The following is an 18,792-nucleotide window of genomic DNA, read 5'->3' as shown; positions in this document are numbered from 1 at the left end:
TGTTCGTGCTGCAAGGTGTCTCGTGAAAAGACATGCAAGTCGCGGTTGCGCAATCATTCCAAGCTAAGCGGGATGCCCCTTTCACGCCCCCCCCCCAAATCCTAACAAAACCTTAACAAATTTCCAAAAACCACACAAAATCAATCCCTTACCAAACCTTGCACGCGTGCAATCCTGCGGATTGCACGCCGGGAGTCGCCAGACTCCGCTCTCCTACTCGAAGGCGCAGCCCTTGCGGACCCCCAGCGCCTTGAAGACCTTCGCGGCGGGGCAGAAGCCGGTGAAGGCGGACTGGATCAGATTGGCCCCGATGAACAAGGTCAGCCAGACGAACCGGGGCGAGACCGCCTCGGTCAGGATCACGCTCACCAGCACCATGAGGCCGGCGAACAACAGGACGGAACGGTCGAGGGTCATCATCATCTCCTTGGTTGGGAAGGGTCAGGTCTTGAAGACCCGATAGATGGCCGGGATCACCAGCACGGTCAGCAGGGTCGAGGACAAAAGCCCGAAGAGCAGCGAGAGGGCGAGGCCCTGGAAGATCGGGTCCGACAGGATCACCCCCGCCCCGATCATCGCGGCAAGGGCGGTCAGAAGGATCGGCTTGAACCGCACCGACCCCGCCTCGACCAGCGCGTCGATCGTGACCTCCCGCCCGGCATGCCGGATGAAATCCACCAGCAGGATCGAATTCCGCACGATGATCCCGGCAAGCGCGATGAACCCGATCATCGAGGTGGCCGAGAAGGGCGCGGCAAAGATCCAGTGCCCCGCCATGATGCCGAGGAAGGTCAGCGGGATCGGCGTCAGGATCACCAGGGGCAGCCGGAACGACCCGAACTGCGCCACCACCAGGATATAGATCCCCAGCAGCGCCACCCCGAACGCCGCCCCCATGTCGCGGAAGGTGACGTAGGTGACCTCCCACTCGCCATCCCACAGCAGCGTGACCTTGCTTTCATCCAGCGGCTGGCCATGCAGCCGGATCTCCGGCCTGCCCCCCGGCCAGTCCTGCGCGTCGATCTGGTCCTGCACCGCAAGCATGCCGTAAAGCGGCGCCTCATAGGAACCGGCAAGCTCGCCCGTGACCATCTCCGCCGCGCGGCCATTGTGGCGGAAGATCGGGTAGGAGGCGGGTTCCTGCGCCACCGTCACCACATCGCCAAGCTCCACCACCCCCCTGGCGCCGGGGAGGAGATTGGCCGGGATCGGCGTGGTCAGGAAGCGTTGGTCCATCACCCGGTCGGATTTCGCCCGCGCCACCTGCAGCGGGATCGGCAGGCGACCGGCGCCGCGATGGGAATAGCCGACCGTTTGCCCGCCATTCAGCAGGGCGATCGTGTCGAAGACATCCTGTTCCTGCACGCCAAAGAAATCGAGGTTGTCGTTGGAGATCGTCGCCCGCAACCGCCGCGCCTGGGTGCCGAAGCTGTCGTCCACGTCGACGATGAAGGGCACCGCCTCAAACACCTCGCGAATCCTGGCAGCGGCGGCACGGCGGGTGGCGGCGTCGGGGCCATAGACCTCGGCCAGAAGGGTGGCGATGACCGGGGGGCCGGGCGGCGGCTCCACCACCTTCAAGCGGGTGCCGGGCGGCAGGGTCAGGCTGGCGAGGCTGGTGCGGATCGCCAGCGCAATCGCGTGGCTGGACCGGGCGCGGTCGGCCTTGGGCAGAAGGTTGACCGCCACCTCACCCAGCTGCGGTTCGTCGCGCAGGTAGTAATGCCGCACCAACCCATTGAAGTTGAAGGGCGCCGAAGTGCCGGCATGGGTCTGGACCGAGGTCACCTCGGGCATCTGCAACACCAGCCACGCCACATCCTGCGCCACGCGGTCGGTCGCCTCCACCGCGGCGCCCTCGGGCAGGTCGATCATCACCGAAAGCTCGGATTTGTTGTCGAAGGGCAGAAGCTTGACCGTGACATCGCGGGTATAGAGGAGGGCCAGCGAGCCGAAGGACAGCGCCGCCGTGACCAGAAGAAAGCCGAGGGCGCGCGCCTTGGTCTGCAGCAGGGGCCGGGCGATGCGGCGATAGGCACGGTCGAGCCAGCCGGGGTTGTGGCCCGCCCCCTCTGTCCCATTGCTGCGGCCGGCGATCCGGACCATCAGCCAAGGCGTGATGATCACCGCCACGAAGAAGGAAAAGATCATGGCGGCGCTGGCATTGGCCGGGATCGGGCTCATATAGGGCCCCATCAGGCCGGAGACGAACAGCATCGGCAGCAGGGCCGCGACCACGGTCAGGGTGGCGACGATGGTCGGGTTGCCGACCTCGGCCACCGCGTCGATGGCGGCGGCGGTGGGGCTGCGCCCATCGCGCAAGGCCCAGTGGCGGGCGATATTCTCGATCACCACGATGGCGTCATCGACCAGGATGCCGATCGAGAAGATCAGCGCAAAGAGGCTGACCCGGTTGAGCGTATAGCCCATGATCCAGGCAGCGAAGAGGGTCAGCAGGATGGTCACCGGGATCACGATGGCGACCACCACGGCCTCTCTCCTGCCGATGGCGAGCCAGACCAGCAGAATGATCGACACCGTGGCAAGGCCGAGGTGGAACAGCAGGTCGTTGGCCTTCTCGTTCGCCGTTTCGCCATAGTTGCGCGTCACGGTCAGGGCCACGCTGTCGGGCAGGACCTTGCCTTTCAGCGCGGCGATCCGGCTCAGCACCTGCTCTGACACCACCACCGCATTGGCCCCGGCACGCTTGGCCACGGCGAGGGTGACGGCGGGGCTGCGGGTCACGCTTCCGTCGGCGGCGCGGGTGAGGTTGGCCACGATATGGTCCGAGGTATCGGCGACATAGGCGACCTGCGCCACGTCCGCGACATAGACCGGCCGCCCGTCGCGCGTGGTCAGAAGCAGGCGAGCCACCTCGGCGGGCGCGATCAGGGTCTGACCGGCGACCAGCGCAATCTCCTGCCCGCCATCGCGCAGGGTGCCGGCGGCGAGCGTGCGGTTCGCCTGGCCGACCTTCTGCGCCAGTTGCTGCAGCGTGACGCCGTAGAGTGCCAGCTTGTCAGGGTCGGGCTGGATCTGGATCGCGTCCGGCGCGTCGCCAACCAGATAGGTCAGGCCAACGTTTTCGGTCTTGGCGACCTCGGTCTGCAAGGCGCGGGCGATGCGGGTCAGATCGCCCGCCGCAACCGCCTGCCCCGGGGCGGAGGAGAGGGTCAGCGACAGGATCGCCACATCGTCGATGCCGCGCCCGATGACCAGAGGCTCGGGGATACCCAAGGGGATGCGGTCCAGATTGGCGCGCAGCTTGTCATGGACGCGGAGCAGCGCCTCATCCTCGTTGGTCCCCACCGCAAAGCGCGCGGTGACCATCGCGGCATCGTCGCGGGTCGAGGAATAGACATGCTCCACCCCGCCGATGCCCTTGACGATCCCCTCCAAGGGCTCGGTGACCAGCTTGACCGCATCCTCGGCCTGCAGGCCCTGCGCCTGCACATGGATATCGACCATCGGGACCGAGATCTGCGGCTCTTCCTCGCGCGGCAGGGCGGTGAGGGCGAGGAGCCCCGCCGCCAGCGCCGCAAGGATGAAAAGCGGCGTCAGGGCCGAGGTGATGAAGGCCCGGGTCAGGCGCCCCGCGATGCCGAGTTGGCGCGTGCCATTGGGTTGGTCCTTGTCAGTCATCTGCAGCCTCGGGCGCCGGGTCGATCACATGGTCGCCGCTGGCAAGGCCTGAGAGGATCTCGACCATCTCCACCCCCGCCATCACCTGATGCTGACCGGGCACCACGGCGCGCAGCCGAGTCGCCCCGCCCTCTGCCACGCCGACGAAATCCAGCCCCGCGCTGTGGCGCAAGGAGGTGGCCGGTACCATCAGCGCCATGCGGGTGCCGACCGGCAGACGCACGAGGATACGGTAGTCGATGAAGGCGTCGGGCAGGCCGGCCATCTCGACATCGGCGAGGACGCGGCCGTTCTGGATCAGCGGATAGAGGCGCGACAGGGTGTCGGAGCGGGGACCATCGGGGCCCTCCACCTCGATCCGGTCGCCCTGGTGCAGGCTGGCGGCGTGACGCTCGGGGATCGACAGGCGCAGGAAGGTGCCACCGGCTGCGATGGTGGCAATCGTCTCGCCGGGCAGGACGACGCCGCCCTTGGCGGTCGGCACCTCCAGCACGCGGCCATCGGCGGGGGCGAGGACGGTGCCCTCCCTCTCCTGTTGTGTGATCACATCGGACTGGGCATCAAGTGCCGCGATCTGGCCTTTCAGCACATCGACCGCGGTGCGCAGGGCGTCCATGCCCTGGGCTGTGATCACACCGCGCTGCAACAGATCCTGACCGCGCTTGAGGTCGGTCTCTGCCGTGGCCAGCTGCGCCACCAGACCGCCGCGCTGCGCGGCAAGGGCGGAAAGCTGGAAGGCCAGCTTCTCATCCACGATCCGGGCAATCGGCTGGCCTGCGGTCACGGCATCGCCCTCGACCACGGCCAGATCGACCAGCGTACCGCCAAGCCGCGCCCGCGCCGGAATCCGGTCACGCGCCGCGATCTGGCCATAGACGCCCTTCCATTCGACGATCGGCACCGGTTGCAGACCCGGCCCCTCGGCCCGGACCGGCGCCCCGAGCCCGATGCAGATAAGCGTGAAAAGCAGGGTGGCGTGGCGGTTTCGCATGGGACGCTCCTTCGTTCCTTGCGCAATACATATTTGAATGTTTGAATTTGTAAATGACATTTCCGCCGCCGCTACAGGATGCCGCAGGACGAATAACGCCGGGGGTGAGGGCGTCCGGCAGCAATCGCGCCGGACCGCGCGAATCACCCCTCAGGCCGGGGCCGCGCCGGGGGCGGTAGATCGCGCACGATCAAAACCGGGCGGAACAAGGGACTGATTTGTCACGCGAATGTGACAAGATCTGGCAGGGACGCTCCCTGCCTTTTTTCGGGCAAAACGCCCAGAAAACAAACCGTTTGCATATAGTATTACTTTTGCTAGGCTTCTCTCATCGTCGGCGCAGCAGATGTCCGCGATAACATCCGTGGGAGGAAAAATGTCCATTATCAAGAAGCTCGCGCTGGCCGCGGGCACCGTTGCCCTCATGTCTTCGACCGCCATGGCGGGCGGGCTGGTGGTTGGTTTCTCGCAGATCGGCTCGGAATCGGGCTGGCGCGCCGCAGAGACCTCGGTCACCAAGCAGCAGGCTGAAAAGCACGGCATCGACCTGAAATTCGCCGATGCCCAGCAGAAGCAGGAAAACCAGATCAAGGCGATCCGCGGTTTCATCGCGCAAGGCGTTGACGCCATCCTGGTCGCCCCCGTCGTCGCCACCGGCTGGGATGCCGTGCTGGGCGAAGCCAAGGACGCCAATATTCCGGTCATCCTTCTGGACCGCGGCGTCGATGCCAGCCAGGACCTCTACCTGACCTCGATCGCCTCGGACCAGGTGCATGAAGGTGCTGTGGCCGGTCAGTTCCTGGTGGATACCGTCAAGGACAAGCCCTGCAAGGTGGTCGAGATCGAAGGCACCGTCGGTTCGACCCCGGCGATCAACCGCAAGAAGGGCTTTGACGAAACCGTCACCAAGCAGGCCAACATCACCATCGTCCGCAGCCAGACCGGGGAATTCACCCGTTCCAAGGGCAAGGAAGTGATGGAAGGCTTCATCAAGGCCGAAAACGGCGGCAAGGACATCTGCGCCGTCTATGCCCATAACGACGACATGATGGTCGGCGCGATCCAGGCGATGAAGGATGCAGGGCTCAACCCCGGCAAGGACATCATCACCATCTCGATCGACGGCGTGCCGGATATCTTCCAGGCCATGATGAACGGCGAGGCCAATGCGACGGTCGAACTGACCCCGAACATGGCCGGCCCGGCCTTCGACGCGCTCGAAGCTTACAAGAAGGACGGCACCATGCCGGCCAAGTTCATCATCACCGAAAGCAAGCTCTACACCCCGGCCGATGATCCGAAGGGTGAATACGAGGCACGCAAAGGCCTGGGCTACTAGTCCTCCTCGTCCGGGCTGACGCCGCCGGCCAGACCCTCTGGCCGGCGGATTTATATTGCCCCAGGCGCAGGAACGGGCAACTGATCATCAAGACAATGGGGGAGGAGCGGGGGATGGCGCAAAGCGCACCGCCGGTGTTGCAGGGGGTCGGTCTGGGCAAGGTCTTTGGCCAGCACCAGGCCCTGCAGGGCGTTGATATCGATCTGTGGGCCGGCGAGGTCCACGCGCTTCTGGGCGAGAACGGGGCCGGCAAATCGACCCTGATCAAGATCCTGACCGGGGCCTATAGCGTCGATCAGGGCGAGGTCCGGCAGGAGGGGTCGCCCGTCACCTTCCACGACCCGTTGCAGGCCCAGGGCCACGGCATCGGCACGGTCTATCAGGAAGTGAACCTGGTGCCAAACCTGACCGTCGCCGAAAACCTGTTCCTCGGCCACCAGCCCACCACTTTCGGCTTTGTCCGCAAGGCCGCCATCGCCACCCGCGCCCGCGAGGTCCTGGCGACCTATGGTCTTGATATCGACGTGAAGGCCGAACTGGGCAGCTATTCCGTCGCCGTGCAGCAGATCGTCGCCATCGCCCGCGCGGTGGAGCTTTCGGGCAAGGTCCTGGTGCTGGACGAACCCACCGCCAGCCTTGACCGCAACGAGGTGGACCGCCTCTTCGAGGTGATCCGCACGCTGAAGGCCCGCGGTCTGGCCATTCTCTTCATCACCCATTTCCTCGACCAGGTCTTCGCCATCTCCGACCGCGTGACCATCCTGCGCAACGGCAAGCTGGTGACGACCCAGCCGCTGACCGACCTCAGCCGGACCGATGTGGTGCGCCTGATGCTGGGCAAGGACGTCGTCTTCACCCATCCCGCCACCCTTCTGGAAGAGGCAGAGCCGGGCCCGGCGTTGGTCTCCTTCAAGGGCGTCGGCAAGGCGGGCAAGGTGGCGCCCTTCACCCTTGACCTCAGACGGGGCGAGGTGGTCGGCGTCGCAGGCCTTCTGGGGTCGGGACGAACCGAGATGGCGCGGCTGATGTTCGGCGTCGATGTGCCCGACGAAGGCTCGGTCACCATGGACAACCGCCCGCTGACCCTGCGCAATCCGGCGCAGGCGGTGGCGGCGGGCTTTGGTTTCTGCCCCGAGGACCGCAAGCTCGACGGCATCTTCGGCGATCTGTCGGTGCGGGAAAACATCATCATCGCCCTGCAGGCCAAGCTCGGCTGGTTCAAGGCCCTGTCGCGCGACGAACAGGACGAGATCGCCGGCCGTTTTGCCGAGGCTTTGGACATCCGCGCCGCCAACCATGACATGCCGGTGCGGCTTCTGTCGGGCGGCAACCAACAGAAGGTGATCCTCGCCCGCTGGCTGGCGATCGACCCGAGCCTGCTGATCCTGGACGAGCCGACCCGTGGCATCGACGTCGGCGCCCATGCCGAGATCGTCCGCACCATCAACCGCCTGCGCGAGGATGGGCTGGCGCTTCTGGTCATCTCTTCGGAGCTTGACGAGGTCGTGGCCTATTCCAGCCGCGTCGTGGTGATGCGCGACCGCGAGATGGTGGCGGAACTGACCGGCGCCGATATCTCGCCCGCCGTCATCGTGCAGGCGATTGCGGCGCAGGCCGACACGACCAAAGCCCATACTGCTACAGAAGGTGCCGCATGAAGCTGCAAGCCTCGCGTCTTGTCACCCCGCAAACCGTGGCGCTGGTGGCGGTTCTGGCCTTCAACTGGCTGCTTTTCCCCGGCTTCTTCACCGTGATCTGGCAGGATGGCCGGTTTTTCGGCAGCCTGATCGACGTGTTGAACCGCGGCGCGCCGGTGGCGATCCTTGCCGTCGGCATGACGGCGGTGATTGCGACCAAGGGGGTTGACCTGTCGGTCGGCGCCGTGATGGCGATTGCTGGTGCGGTGGCCGCCAGCACCGTGGTCGCGGGCTATTCGGTCTGGGTCGCGGTGCCCGCCGCACTGGCCACCGGCCTGCTCTGCGGCCTCTGGAACGGCATCCTGGTCACCGTGCTGGAGATCCAGCCGATCATCGCCACCCTGGTCATCATGGTGGCCGGGCGCGGCGTGGCGCAGCTGATCACCAAGGGTTCCATCGTCACCTTTTCCGACCCGCATCTGATTTTCCTCGGCACCGGCACCTTCCTTGGCTTTCCGATGCCGGTGGTGATCGCGCTTTGCCTGATGCTGCTGGCCACCCTTGCCGTGCGGCGCACCGCCCTTGGCCTGTTGATCGAGGCGGTGGGCGTCAACCGCTCTGCCGCGCGTTTTGCCGGGATCTCCTCCACCATCCTGTTGCTGATCGTCTATGCCTTCTCGGGGCTTTGCGCGTCGATCTCGGGGATCATCGTGGCCGCCGACATCCGCGGCGCGGATGCCAACAACGCCGGCCTCTGGCTGGAGCTGGACGCGATCCTGGCCGTGGTCATCGGCGGCACCTCGCTGCTGGGCGGGCGGTTTTCGATCGCGATGTCGGTGGTGGGCGCCCTGATCATTCAGGCGATGAACACCGGCATCCTCGTCTCGGGCTTCCGGCCCGAGTTCAACCTGATCGTCAAGGCGGGCGTCATCATCATCATCCTGATCCTGCAATCGCCCCTCGCCGCCGGCATGTTCGTCAAGAAAGGCGCAAAATGAACCGCTCCCTGCGCCCCCTGGCGGCCACCGCCGTCATCTTCCTCTTGGCCTATTTCGCCGCAGCCTTCCAGTTCCACGGCATCCTTTCGACACGGGTGCTGGGCAACTTCCTGACCGACAACGCCTTTCTGGGCATCACGGCGGTGGGGATGACCTTTGTCATCCTCTCCGGCGGGATCGACCTGTCGGTCGGCGCGGTGATCGGCTTTACCGGGGTCTTCGTGGCCGTGCTGATTTCTTGGTACGGCGTCCATCCGCTGGCGGCCTTTGCCTTGGCGCTGATCGTCTCGGCACTGTTCGGGGCGGCGATGGGGGCGGCGATCCATTACCTTGCGGTGCCAAGCTTCATCGTCACGCTGGCCGGCATGTTCCTCGCGCGAGGTGCTGCTTCCGTCATGTCGCCGGATTCCATCGCGATCAACCACGACTTCTACACCGCGATTTCCGAGACCTATTACAAGCTGCCCGGCGGCGGCCGGCTCAGCCTGATCGGCGGCATCATGGTGGCGATCTTCATCCTCGGCGCGCTGATCGCGCATCGGACGCGCTTTGGCTCCTATGTCTATGCACTCGGCGGCAATGCCACCTCGGCGGCGCTGATGGGGGTGCCGGTGGCGCGCACCACGATCCTGATCTACACGCTGTCTTCGACCTTGGCGGGCCTCGCCGGGATCATCTTCTCGCTTTACACCTCGGCCGGATACTCGCTGGCGGCGGTGGGGGTGGAGCTGGATGCCATCGGCGCGGTCGTCATCGGCGGCACGCTTCTGACCGGCGGCTACGGCTTTGTCGCGGGCACCTTCATCGGCGTCATGCTGATGGGGCTGGTGCAGACCTACATCATCTTCGACGGCACCCTGTCCAGCTGGTGGACAAAAATCGTCATCGGTGTGCTTCTCTTTATGTTCATCCTGCTGCAACGTCTGGTATTCCGGGCCTCGTCCAAGCGCAAATAAGGCCGAAGAACGAACATGAGTGAGCCCGGCCTTCTGATCCGTTCGCTATCCGGGCGGCAATCGGCCAGGAATTTCCATTCCTTTGTCATCAACGAGATCGGCCTCGGCGTCGCCTCGGGCAGCTTCGCGCTCGGCTCGATCCTGCCCAACGACGCCGAGATGATGGACCGCTACGGCGTCTCGCGCACCGTGCTGCGCGAGGCCCTGAAGACGCTGGAGGCCAAGGGTCTGGTCGAGGCCCGCGCCAAGGTCGGCACCCGCGTCCAGCCGCGCAGCCGCTGGAACCTGTTCGACCGTCAGGTGCTGTTCTGGATCTTTCACGCCACGCCAGAGCCGGGTTTCCTTGACGCGCTGATCGAACTGCGCGCGCCATTGGAGACCCAGGCCGCCGAGCTTGCCGCAAGGCGCCGCAATGCCGAACATGTCCGGATGATGCGCTACTGGCTGCAGCAATACGACATCTCCTCCACCATGGCGGAACCCAGCGGGCTTGCGGCTTACGAAATACACCGTCTGGTCTTCGAGGCCTCGCACAATCCCCTGTTGCGCAGCGCCACCGGCCTCGTCGAATTTGCCATCGCCAGCACCCTGCGCCGGATGATGGAGGCCGGCGCGACCGAGTTTGCCGCCCGCAACGCCGACCTTTACGCCGCCCTCGTCCATGCCATCGAGGACGGCAACCCGGCCGAGGCGGTGGCCGGGATGCACCGCCTGTTGCGGCTGGATGCCGAGACCCTGCGCGCGGTCTGACAGCAAAGTCTTGTGATCGCTCGCCTTCGCAAAACAATTTCTCTTTCGCCGCCCCGGCCTGTAACACTGCCCGCGATCAAACGAAGTGCAGAGGGACATGCAGCAGACCGAGGACCCCTGGGCCACGCTGCTTCTGGCGGCAAATGCAGGAGACGGGCAGGCCTATGCCCGGTTCCTGCACGCCGTCACACCCGTAATCCGGGGGATCGTCCGCGCACGCGGGCGCGCCCTTCCGCCTGATCAGCATGAGGATATTGTGCAGGACGTGCTCTTGGGACTTCACCTCAAACGCCAGACCTGGCGGCCGGATGCGCCGGTGCGGCCCTGGGTCTATGCCATTGCCCGCTACAAGGTGATCGACGCCTTCCGCCGCCGCGGTGCCGCGATCCATCTGCCGATCGAGGATTACAGCGACATCCTCCCCGCCGAGGCGGAGCCCGATCCGACCAGCGCCCGCGACGACCAGCGCGAGGTGGAACGGCTGATCAGCCAGCTCGACCCCCGTTCGGCCGAGGTGGTCCGCGCCGTCTCGCTGCGGGAGGAGGATCAGTCGGCGGTCAGCGAAAGGCTGCAGATGACCCCGGTGCATCTGCGCGTCACCCTGCACCGCGCGATGCGCAAACTGGCCGCTCTGGGGCGGAAGGACGAGCGATGAAGACCGAAGACCTGATTTCCCGCCTCGCCACCCAGACCCCTCCCGCCCCCCTGCGCGATGACCGCATGGCGCTGTGGATCGGCCTGTCGATCCTGGCCTCGGTCACGGTGTTCCTGACCGTCGCGGGCCTGCGCCCGCAACTGGCGCTTGCCTGGGAAAACCCGGTGGTGCCGGTCAAGACCTTCCTGCCGCTGGCGCTTTGCCTTTTGTCCGGCACGCTCCTGTTGCGGCTGGCCCGGCCCGAGGGCCGCCTGGGCTGGCTGCCCTGGCTTTATGTGCCGCTGGCAGTTCTGGTCGCGGTCATGTGGGGCACCACCTTCGCGATGCGCGCCCCCGCCGACCGCTTTGCCGAGGTGCATATGGCCTCGCTCGCCGAATGCCTTTGCCTGATCCCGCTGATCTCGATCCTGCCGACCTATGCCGGCCTGCGGATCATGCGGCAGGGCGCCAGCAGCCAGCCCCGGCTTTCGGCGCTTCTGGTCGGGCTGACCGCGGCCTCGGGGTCCGCAGCGGGCTATTCCCTGTTCTGCATCCGCGACAACCCCTTGTTTTTCCTGACCTGGTACGGGCTTGGCATCATCGTGGTCACCGCCGTGGCCACCCATTTCGGCAAGCGCATCCTGGTCTGGTAGGCTCAAGCCGCCGGGCTGATCTGGTCCAGAAAGCGGCTGATCCGGTCCGAGGCACCCAAAGGCTCGCTGCCCGCCATGACGCTGATGGCAAAGCCCAGGGCCGAGGAGGTGGGGTTATGGCTGCCCCCGGCCCGCAGGCTCATCACCAGCGTCGGGCAACAGAAGAGCGCGGCCCGCAAGGTCGCGCGCCAGTCGTCGGGCAGGAACCCAAGCTCCCGCAAGGTGGCGAGCATCGGGCGCCAGTAGCCCTCCGCCTTCACCTGCAACAGGGCGTCGCGGATGCGGCTGGGGTGGTAATCGGTCGTGATCTCCAAAACCCTGCCATCATGGCGCACCTCGGCATGGAACTTTTCCGCCGCCAGCGCCGGGTCATAAAGCCAGAACGGATGGGCAAGGATGTTGTGGAAGGTCGCCTTCACCTCGGCGAGCAGCGCCGGCACGTTCTCTCCGGCAAAGGCCGGATCGAAGAAGACCAGTTCCGGCCCCTTCTGATACCAGACATTGGCGTTATGGGCATCGCCATGCGCCACCACCCCGCCAAACCGCGCCAAAGCCTCGGGCTGCAAAAGCCGGGCCGAACGGTCGAACAGCGCGCCGATGCTGTCGGCATAATCCACCCCATTGACCCGCACCTGCGCGGTGGACAGCTGATCCCAGTCCAGACTGGCACCCGGGAAGTCAAAGCGCTGGCCGATGTAGAAGGACTTCAACCGCCCGCCCGGATAATGCCGCCCGGGCAAATCAACCAGACGTTCGGAAAACAGCCGGTGGATCGGTTCGGCGGCACTTTCCTGCGCGGTGATGGCATGCAGGCTGGCCCGGCTGACCTGCAAGAGCCTCGCATTCAGCCCCGCCTCCGCCTGCACCGCCAAAGCCTCCGCCGCCGCATCCGGGGCCAGATCGAGGCCCCGCAGCACATCCGAAAAGCGCGGGTCGCTGCGGCGGCGGTAGATCAGGATCTGCTCGCCCGGCTCGGTGGAACGATAAAGCGGCATGTCCACCGGCAATCCCGCCGCCTCCAGGATCTCGGCCCGGTAATATTCGCCGCTCATCGCCTCTTCGCCCTCTTCCTGATGGAATTTGAAGAAGAACTCCCCCTCATCGGTGGCAAAGAACCCGTTGAGCGAGTTGAGGCTGTATTGATCGCGGTTGATGGCCACACCCCGCGCCTGAAGCCCGAAGCTGGACTGCAAGAGCCGCCCCAGCATCGCCAGCGCTGCAGGTTCGTCGCGTTGCGCCAGGGCGCGGATTTCGGCGGTGCGGCTCATGGCTTGGCCCCCACGGCGGCGGGCTGATAGCGGCTGCCCAAAGAATAGCGCCGCCCGGCATAGGTGAAATTGTTGACCGTCGCCACCGCCGCCCCGCTCCACGTCCTGCGGTGGAGGAGGAGACACGGCTCCCCCAGATGCAGGTTCAGATGCTGCGCCATTTCCGGGTCGGCAGGGATGGCCGAGATGACATGCTCCACCTCCGACAAGGGCATCTGGGCCTGCAGATAGTCGAAGGTCGTCATCCTGGTGAAATCCTGCTGGTCATAGGCCGGGACCAAGGCGGCATTGACATAACGCTCCTCGATCTGCACCGGCACGTTGTTCTCAAAATGGAGGACGATGGAATGCCCCACCCGCTGCGGCCCGCGAAACTCGAAGGCGGCGGCGAGATCGGGCGCCGCGGTCAGCGTCTCCAGCCTGATCACCTCGGCCCGATGCGCGCTGCCCCGCGCCTTGATCTCGACCGAGATATCGTTGATCTCGATCAGCGCCGACAGGGGCTTGCGCGGGGCGACAAAGGTGCCAACCCCCTGAATCCGAAGAAGATACCCGGCCGAGGTCAGCTCGCGCAGCGCCCGGTTCACCGTCATCCGCGAAATGCCCAGATGCGCCACCAACTCGTTTTCCGAGGGCAGGCGATGGTCGGTCAGCCACTCGCCACTGGCGATGCGTTCCAGCACATAGGCCTTGACCTTCTCATAAAGCGGCCCGGCGAGGCCCGAGGTCAGGCTCATCCCGCAACCTCGGGCAGGATGATGGTCTTCAGCCCCGCGCTCTGGCCTTTCAGCAGCCGGTCATAGGCGGCAGGGACCTCTGCCAGCGTGATCCGCCGGTCGATGAAGCTTTCGAGTTGCGGGGCGAGGTCGGGCAACAGGCCCACCGCCTCGGGCAGTTCGGGGCCGAAGGCGTGGCAGCCGATCAGGGAAATCTCCCGCTCTACCAGACGGTTGGGGTCCAGCGCAAAGCTGCCGTGCGCGATGCCGACGAGGGCGATCCCGCCGCCGGGGTCCAGCCGGTTCAGCAAGGCCTCGACCACGGCAACCTGCCCCGTCGCCTCGATGGCATGGCGCAGATCGCGCGGTGCATCCTCCAGCGTCACCGCCTGCGCGCCGGTCACCTCGGCCACCTTGGCGGCGCGGGCCGGGTTGCGGTCGCTGACCAGAACCTCGCCCCGGTGCAGATGCGACAGAAGCAGCGCCGCCAGCCCGCCGATCGGGCCACAACCCATGACCAGAACCGGCGCCCCCTGCGGCGCGTTCAGCCGCCGCACCGCATGCAGGGCCACCGCCAAAGGCTCGGCAAAGGCGGCAATCGCCGGGTCCAGACCGGGCGCATGGCGGACCAGAAGCCGGGCGGGCAGCGTCGTCTCCTCGGCAAAGCCGCCGTCGCAGACCTCGCCCACAAAGCCCAGGCTCTCGCAGACCTGCGGCAGGCCCCTGCGGCAGGCGGTACAGGTGCCGCACCAGAACCGACTGTCGGCCACCACCCGGTCGCCCAAGGCCAGCCCGGTCACCCCCACCCCCAAGGCCGTGACCTCGGCGGCAAATTCATGCCCCGCGACCGAGGGGCTGCGCGTGATCCACTGCCCGGTGCGGAAGTTGTGCAGGTCCGACCCGCAGATCCCCGCCGCCGTCACCCTCAGGCCGACCCAGCCCGGTTGGGGCGCACCGGGGCGCGCAATGGCCTCCACCCGCAGATCGCCCGCCGCATGCAGCCGGACCGAGGTCATCGCCATCATCACGCCTCCGGCAGATACTGGTCGCGCAGCGGTCCCACCGCCAACTCGTGCGAGGAGAAGCCTTCGTACCGCGCCAGAATCCCGGCGTTCTTCGCAAACTCCGGATAGGCGCTGGCGGTGACATAGCCGATGGAGGAGCGCTTGACGAAATCATGCACCGACAGGGGCCCCCAGGTCCGCGCCCAGCGGCTGGTCGGCAGCACGGCATTGGGGCCAAGCCCGAAATTGCCGATCGACACCGGCGTATGCGGCCCCATCAGGATCTCTGCCGCTTCGGTGATCCGCCCCAGATGCGCGAAAGGATCGGTGGAGAGGATCTCCAGATGCTCGGGCGCATAGTCGTTCACGAAGTCGATGCTTTGCTGCAGGCTCTCGGTCAGGATCACCCCGCCATAAGGCCCGCTCAGAACCGCTTTCGAAAACTCCACCCGCTGCGGCGTCATCTGCGCCCAGTGCTGCGGCAAAGCCTCCAGCGCCTGTTCGGCCACCTTAGCGGAATGGGTGACGAGATAGGCCGAGGAATCCGGCCCATGCTCGGCCTCGATCAGCAGGTCGAGTGCGGCAAGACCGCCATGCACCGTGCCATCGGCGAAGATCAGCGATTCCGACGGCCCCGCCGGCAGGCCGGGGTCGATCACGCCCGACAGCAACCGTTTGGCCGCCACGACCCAGGGGCTGCCGGGGCCGACGATCTTCAGCGCCTTCTTCACCGTCTCGGTCCCGTAGGCCACCGCCGCCACCGCCTGCGCGCCACCGCATTTGTAAACCGTCTCTACACCGGCCAAACGCGCCGCCACGAGGGTTGCCGCATCGACGCTGCCATCCGGCGCAGGCGGGGTGATGATCGCCAGATCCGGCACCCCGGCCACCACCGCCGGCACCGCCGTCATCATGGTGACCGAGGGGAAGGCCCCCTTCCCGCGCGGCACATAAAGTGCCACCGAGCGGATCGGCGTATAGCGGTCACCGGCAAAGGCGCCGGGCCGCATCTCCTTCAGCCACATCGCCTCGGGCTTCTGTTCCTCGTGAAAGCGGCGGATGTTGTCGATGCCAAAGCGGATGGCGCCGATCACCTCCTCATCGACCAGCTTGAAGGCGGCATCGAACTCGGCCTCCGACACCTTGAGATTGCCCAGCGTCACCGCCGCCTTGTCCAGCGTCTGGCCAAAGCGGACCAGCGCCGCATCGCCTTCGCTGCGCACCGCCTCGATGATCGGGCCGACCTTTTCGATGAAGCCCGACAGGTCCGCCTCGGACCGGCGCAGCAGCGCCGCGCGCCCCGGGACATCCAGCGAACCGTAGCGGTGAAAAGAGACTGTCATGGCGTTTTCCTGTCGCGTCACTTGGATTTGAGAAAGATGTCGAGCCCGACCAGCCGGTCCAAAGCCAGGATCGCCACCGAGGCGCAGGCGATGAAGACGACCGAAATCGCGGCGAGGTCCGGCGTGATGATCGACCGGATCGAGTTGTAGATCTGCACCGGCAGCGTGACGATCCTGGCATCGACGAGCAGCAGGCTGACCAGGAACTCGTTCAGGGCGAGGATGAACATCAAAAGCGCCCCGGTGATGATGCCCGGCGTCACCGCCGGCAGCGTCACATAAAGGAAGGTCTGCACCGGCGGCGCCCCGCAATTGGCGGCGGCAAGCTCCAGATCGGGGTCAAGACTGCCGGCCGAGGAGGTCACCGCCCAGATCATGAAGGGCAGGTTGATGACGCAGCAGGCGAGGCCCACCGGCCAAAGCTGGCCCAATATCCCCACCTGCCCGAACAGCAGCATCAACCCGATGCCCGACCCGATCAGCGGGATGGTGAAGGGCAGCAAAAGGTAGATCTGCACCGCCGTCGCGAACCTGAGGCGATATTTCGACAGCGCAATCCCCGCCAGCGTGCCGACCGGAACCGCCACCAAAGTGCAGATCAGTGACACATAAAGCGAACGGTAGAAGGCCCCGCGCAGGTCGGTCGCGGTCGAAATCTTGGCATACCATTTCAGCGACAGCCCCTCGGGCGGGAAGGTGATGATATTGCCCGCCGTGAAGGAGGCGCCCAGCACCACCAGCGTCGGCGCCGACAGGATCACCAGCGCAAAGCCCACCAGCAGCCACAGCACCAGGGTCTTGGACCGTGCCGCACTCATTCCGTCCGCCCCATCGCCAGGGTCCCCGCGCCGAAGGCCGCAAAGACAACCCCCACCAGAACCGAGCCCGCCGCCACCAACAGCAAGGCCAAAGTCGCCCCCATGCCGGAATCGGAGGTGCGGAAGAACTGGTCATAGATCGCATTGGCGATGAAATCTTGCGACCCGCCGCCAAGCATCGCCGGAATCGCGAAATCGGTCAGCGACAGGGTCAGCACCACGATCCCCGCCCCCACGAACCCCGGCCGCGCCATCGGCAGCACCACATGCCAGAAGGTGCGCACCCAATTGGCGCCAAGCGAGCCTGCCGCAGCCTCGATCTCCTCCGGAATTGCTGTCAGCGCGGGGGCGAGCATCAGGACGGCGAAGGGCAGCATATATTGCACCAGCCCGAAGATCACCGCGTAGTAGTTGAACAACAGCCGGACCGGCGCGATACCGACCAGCCCCAAAGCCTCGTTCACCATGCCCTGATTGCCGAGGATGATCAGCCAACCATAGGCCCGCACCACCTGCCCGATGAAGAAGGGCAGGAACAGCGCGATCAACAGGAACTTCCGCAGGCCCGCACGCGGGGTGCGGACCATGAGGTATGCATAGGGAAAGGCGAGGATCAGGGTGAAAACCGTCACTATCACCGCCGCAATCAGGCTGCGGCTCGCCACGATGAAGAACAGCTTCTCGGTCAGCGCCCGCTTGTAATTGGCCAGCGTATGGCTTTCCGACATGAGAAAAGTGGTCGTATCAAGCGTGCGCAGGCTGGTGTCGCCCATCTGCACCAGACCGATGACCAGAAGCCCGATCAGCAGCACAGCGGGCAACAGCATCAGCCAAGGCAAGGCGGCACTGGCGCGGCGCGGCCACAGCGCTGCCGCTGCCGCCTCCACCGCGTCCATCACCCGCCACGAGATCGGGTATTCCCGCCCTGCCTTGCGCATCGCCTGCTCCAGATGCGGGCCTCAGCCCTGCATGATTTCCTTGAACTTCGCGAACCACTCGCTTTCATGTTCCGCCTGCGCCTTGGCCGAAACGCGGATCAGGTGTTTGAACTCCTCCGCCGTGGTCGGATAAGAGGGGTCGCCCACCAGATCGGCCGGCGGATTGACCCCCGGCACCACGCCCGGCAGCCCCAGCCCATCCAGCCAGACCTGCTGCGCGTCCTTGGTGATGGCGAAGTTCACGTACTGCTTGGCCCAGTAAAGCTCGTTCTCCGGCAGGCCCTTGGGCACCCAGAGGCCATCGGTGTCATAGGTGGCGCCTTCTTCCGGGATCACCCAGGCGAGGTTGATGCCGTTCTTCTTGGCCTCCCGCGCGTTGGTGGAGATGGTGCAGGCGGCGTCGATCTCGCCCTTCTGGAACCAGCTGGTGAAATCGGGGTCCTCGCCCAGAAGCGGCGCCTGACCCTTCAGCTTGGTCATGAAATCCCAAGCGGCGGCCATGTTGTCGGGAATATCCGACAGCTTGCCACCCCCCGCGACCTGCGCCGGGAAGTGCAGCCCGATCCCGTCGTTATAGAGACCAATCCGGCCTTTCAGCTTGGGGTCGAGCAGATCTTTCCACGACTTCGGCGCACCATCCGGGAAGGCCTCGGGCCGGTAGGCCAGCACATAGACATAGCCATAGGTGTTGACGATCGGGAAGCCGTCGAGGCCGACCGGCTTGGCCAGCTCATTGGTGCCGGCAAGGTTGGACAGGTCCGACAGATCCTCGGTCACGCCGCGCAGGGCGGATTTGGTGGCATTGACCGTGGTATCCCAGTTCACATGGATCGGCGGCACCCGCTTTTGCGCGACGGCGGCCCAAAGCTTCGGCTGGATCTCGTTATCCTCGGTCAGGTCATGGCGGATCGCGATGCCGGTGGCCGCGGTGAAGGGATCGGAGACCCCGGCCTTCAGCGCATCGACCCAGGACCCGCCCCAGGCCCGCACGATCAACTCGGCCGGTTTGGCCGGCTCATCGGCCAAAGCCATCCGCGGAAAGGCCGAAAGCCCGGCCAGCGCAGCCGAGCCCTGGATGAAACGACGACGATTGAATGGGGTCATG

The 18,792-nt window shown here is 65.7% G+C and carries 17 protein-coding genes; 7 read left to right on the top strand and 10 right to left on the bottom strand.

Annotated elements, in window-relative coordinates:
- Window positions 1-213: 213 nt before the first annotated feature.
- From AC1DZT_RS01285 to AC1DZT_RS01275, 3 genes are read right to left on the bottom strand one after another with little or no spacing between them, the layout of a single operon-like run.
- Window positions 214-417: a YgaP family membrane protein gene (locus AC1DZT_RS01285; RefSeq protein WP_478004777.1), complete on the bottom strand. Its 204-nt coding sequence runs from the start codon at window positions 415-417 to the stop codon at window positions 214-216.
- 24 nt (window positions 418-441) lie between these two features.
- Window positions 442-3,642, bottom strand: a complete 3,201-nt coding sequence (locus AC1DZT_RS01280) for an efflux RND transporter permease subunit (protein ID WP_478004776.1) — start codon at window positions 3,640-3,642, stop codon at window positions 442-444.
- Window positions 3,635-4,633, bottom strand: a complete 999-nt coding sequence (locus tag AC1DZT_RS01275) for an efflux RND transporter periplasmic adaptor subunit (RefSeq protein WP_478004775.1) — start codon at window positions 4,631-4,633, stop codon at window positions 3,635-3,637. The genes AC1DZT_RS01280 and AC1DZT_RS01275 overlap by 8 nt, the downstream gene beginning before the upstream one ends.
- A gap of 376 nt (window positions 4,634-5,009) precedes the next feature.
- On the opposite strand from AC1DZT_RS01275, the gene ytfQ reads away from it, so the two are divergent.
- The 7 genes from ytfQ to AC1DZT_RS01240 all read left to right on the top strand — a co-directional run bounded on the left by ytfQ (window position 5,010) and on the right by AC1DZT_RS01240 (window position 11,600).
- Window positions 5,010-5,972 carry a galactofuranose ABC transporter, galactofuranose-binding protein YtfQ gene (ytfQ, locus tag AC1DZT_RS01270; protein WP_478004774.1) on the top strand — a complete coding sequence of 321 codons (963 nt, stop codon included), beginning with the start codon at window positions 5,010-5,012 and terminating at the stop codon, window positions 5,970-5,972.
- Window positions 5,973-6,085: 113 nt separating this feature from the next.
- On the top strand, window positions 6,086-7,630 hold the full coding sequence (locus tag AC1DZT_RS01265; protein WP_478004773.1) for a sugar ABC transporter ATP-binding protein: 1,545 nt from the start codon (window positions 6,086-6,088) through the stop codon (window positions 7,628-7,630).
- Window positions 7,627-8,607 (top strand): ABC transporter permease, encoded by a 981-nt coding sequence (locus tag AC1DZT_RS01260; RefSeq protein WP_478004772.1) that lies wholly within the window; start codon window positions 7,627-7,629, stop codon window positions 8,605-8,607. Before AC1DZT_RS01265 ends, AC1DZT_RS01260 begins: the two co-directional genes overlap by 4 nt.
- The gene (gene yjfF / locus AC1DZT_RS01255; protein WP_478004771.1) at window positions 8,604-9,563 is read left to right on the top strand and encodes a galactofuranose ABC transporter, permease protein YjfF; all 960 of its coding nucleotides are present in this window, start codon (window positions 8,604-8,606) and stop codon (window positions 9,561-9,563) included. The genes AC1DZT_RS01260 and yjfF overlap by 4 nt, the downstream gene beginning before the upstream one ends.
- A 15-nt stretch (window positions 9,564-9,578) precedes the next feature.
- The gene (locus tag AC1DZT_RS01250; protein ID WP_478004770.1) at window positions 9,579-10,313 is read left to right on the top strand and encodes a FadR/GntR family transcriptional regulator; all 735 of its coding nucleotides are present in this window, start codon (window positions 9,579-9,581) and stop codon (window positions 10,311-10,313) included.
- Between the two features lie 97 nt (window positions 10,314-10,410).
- Complete coding sequence (locus tag AC1DZT_RS01245; protein ID WP_478004769.1) at window positions 10,411-10,968, top strand: sigma-70 family RNA polymerase sigma factor; 558 nt, start codon at window positions 10,411-10,413, stop codon at window positions 10,966-10,968.
- Window positions 10,965-11,600: an NrsF family protein gene (locus AC1DZT_RS01240; RefSeq protein WP_478004768.1), complete on the top strand. Its 636-nt coding sequence runs from the start codon at window positions 10,965-10,967 to the stop codon at window positions 11,598-11,600. The genes AC1DZT_RS01245 and AC1DZT_RS01240 overlap by 4 nt, the downstream gene beginning before the upstream one ends.
- A gap of 2 nt (window positions 11,601-11,602) precedes the next feature.
- Here the strand turns inward: AC1DZT_RS01240 and AC1DZT_RS01235 are convergent, their stop codons facing one another.
- Genes AC1DZT_RS01235 through AC1DZT_RS01205 form a run of 7 tightly spaced genes read right to left on the bottom strand, consistent with a single transcriptional unit; the run spans window position 11,603 to window position 18,791 of the window.
- Complete coding sequence (locus tag AC1DZT_RS01235) at window positions 11,603-12,868, bottom strand: hypothetical protein (protein WP_478004767.1); 1,266 nt, start codon at window positions 12,866-12,868, stop codon at window positions 11,603-11,605.
- On the bottom strand, window positions 12,865-13,605 hold the full coding sequence (gene hutC / locus AC1DZT_RS01230; RefSeq protein ID WP_478004766.1) for a histidine utilization repressor: 741 nt from the start codon (window positions 13,603-13,605) through the stop codon (window positions 12,865-12,867). The genes AC1DZT_RS01235 and hutC overlap by 4 nt, the downstream gene beginning before the upstream one ends.
- Complete coding sequence (locus AC1DZT_RS01225; RefSeq protein ID WP_478004765.1) at window positions 13,602-14,609, bottom strand: zinc-dependent alcohol dehydrogenase; 1,008 nt, start codon at window positions 14,607-14,609, stop codon at window positions 13,602-13,604. Before AC1DZT_RS01225 ends, hutC begins: the two co-directional genes overlap by 4 nt.
- On the bottom strand, window positions 14,609-15,931 hold the full coding sequence (hisD, locus tag AC1DZT_RS01220; RefSeq protein ID WP_478004764.1) for a histidinol dehydrogenase: 1,323 nt from the start codon (window positions 15,929-15,931) through the stop codon (window positions 14,609-14,611). The genes AC1DZT_RS01225 and hisD overlap by 1 nt, the downstream gene beginning before the upstream one ends.
- Window positions 15,932-15,948: 17 nt before the next feature.
- Complete coding sequence (locus AC1DZT_RS01215) at window positions 15,949-16,749, bottom strand: ABC transporter permease (RefSeq protein WP_478004763.1); 801 nt, start codon at window positions 16,747-16,749, stop codon at window positions 15,949-15,951.
- On the bottom strand, window positions 16,746-17,687 hold the full coding sequence (locus AC1DZT_RS01210; RefSeq protein ID WP_478004762.1) for an ABC transporter permease: 942 nt from the start codon (window positions 17,685-17,687) through the stop codon (window positions 16,746-16,748). The genes AC1DZT_RS01215 and AC1DZT_RS01210 overlap by 4 nt, the downstream gene beginning before the upstream one ends.
- Before the next feature lie 21 nt (window positions 17,688-17,708).
- Window positions 17,709-18,791 carry an ABC transporter substrate-binding protein gene (locus tag AC1DZT_RS01205; protein ID WP_478004761.1) on the bottom strand — a complete coding sequence of 361 codons (1,083 nt, stop codon included), beginning with the start codon at window positions 18,789-18,791 and terminating at the stop codon, window positions 17,709-17,711.
- Window position 18,792 lies beyond the last annotated feature (1 nt).

Source organism: Rhodobacter sp. P1_C2, from assembly GCF_056406375.1.
Note: the sequence above shows the minus strand (reverse complement) of the source record. Positions and strands in the feature narration are given on the sequence as shown.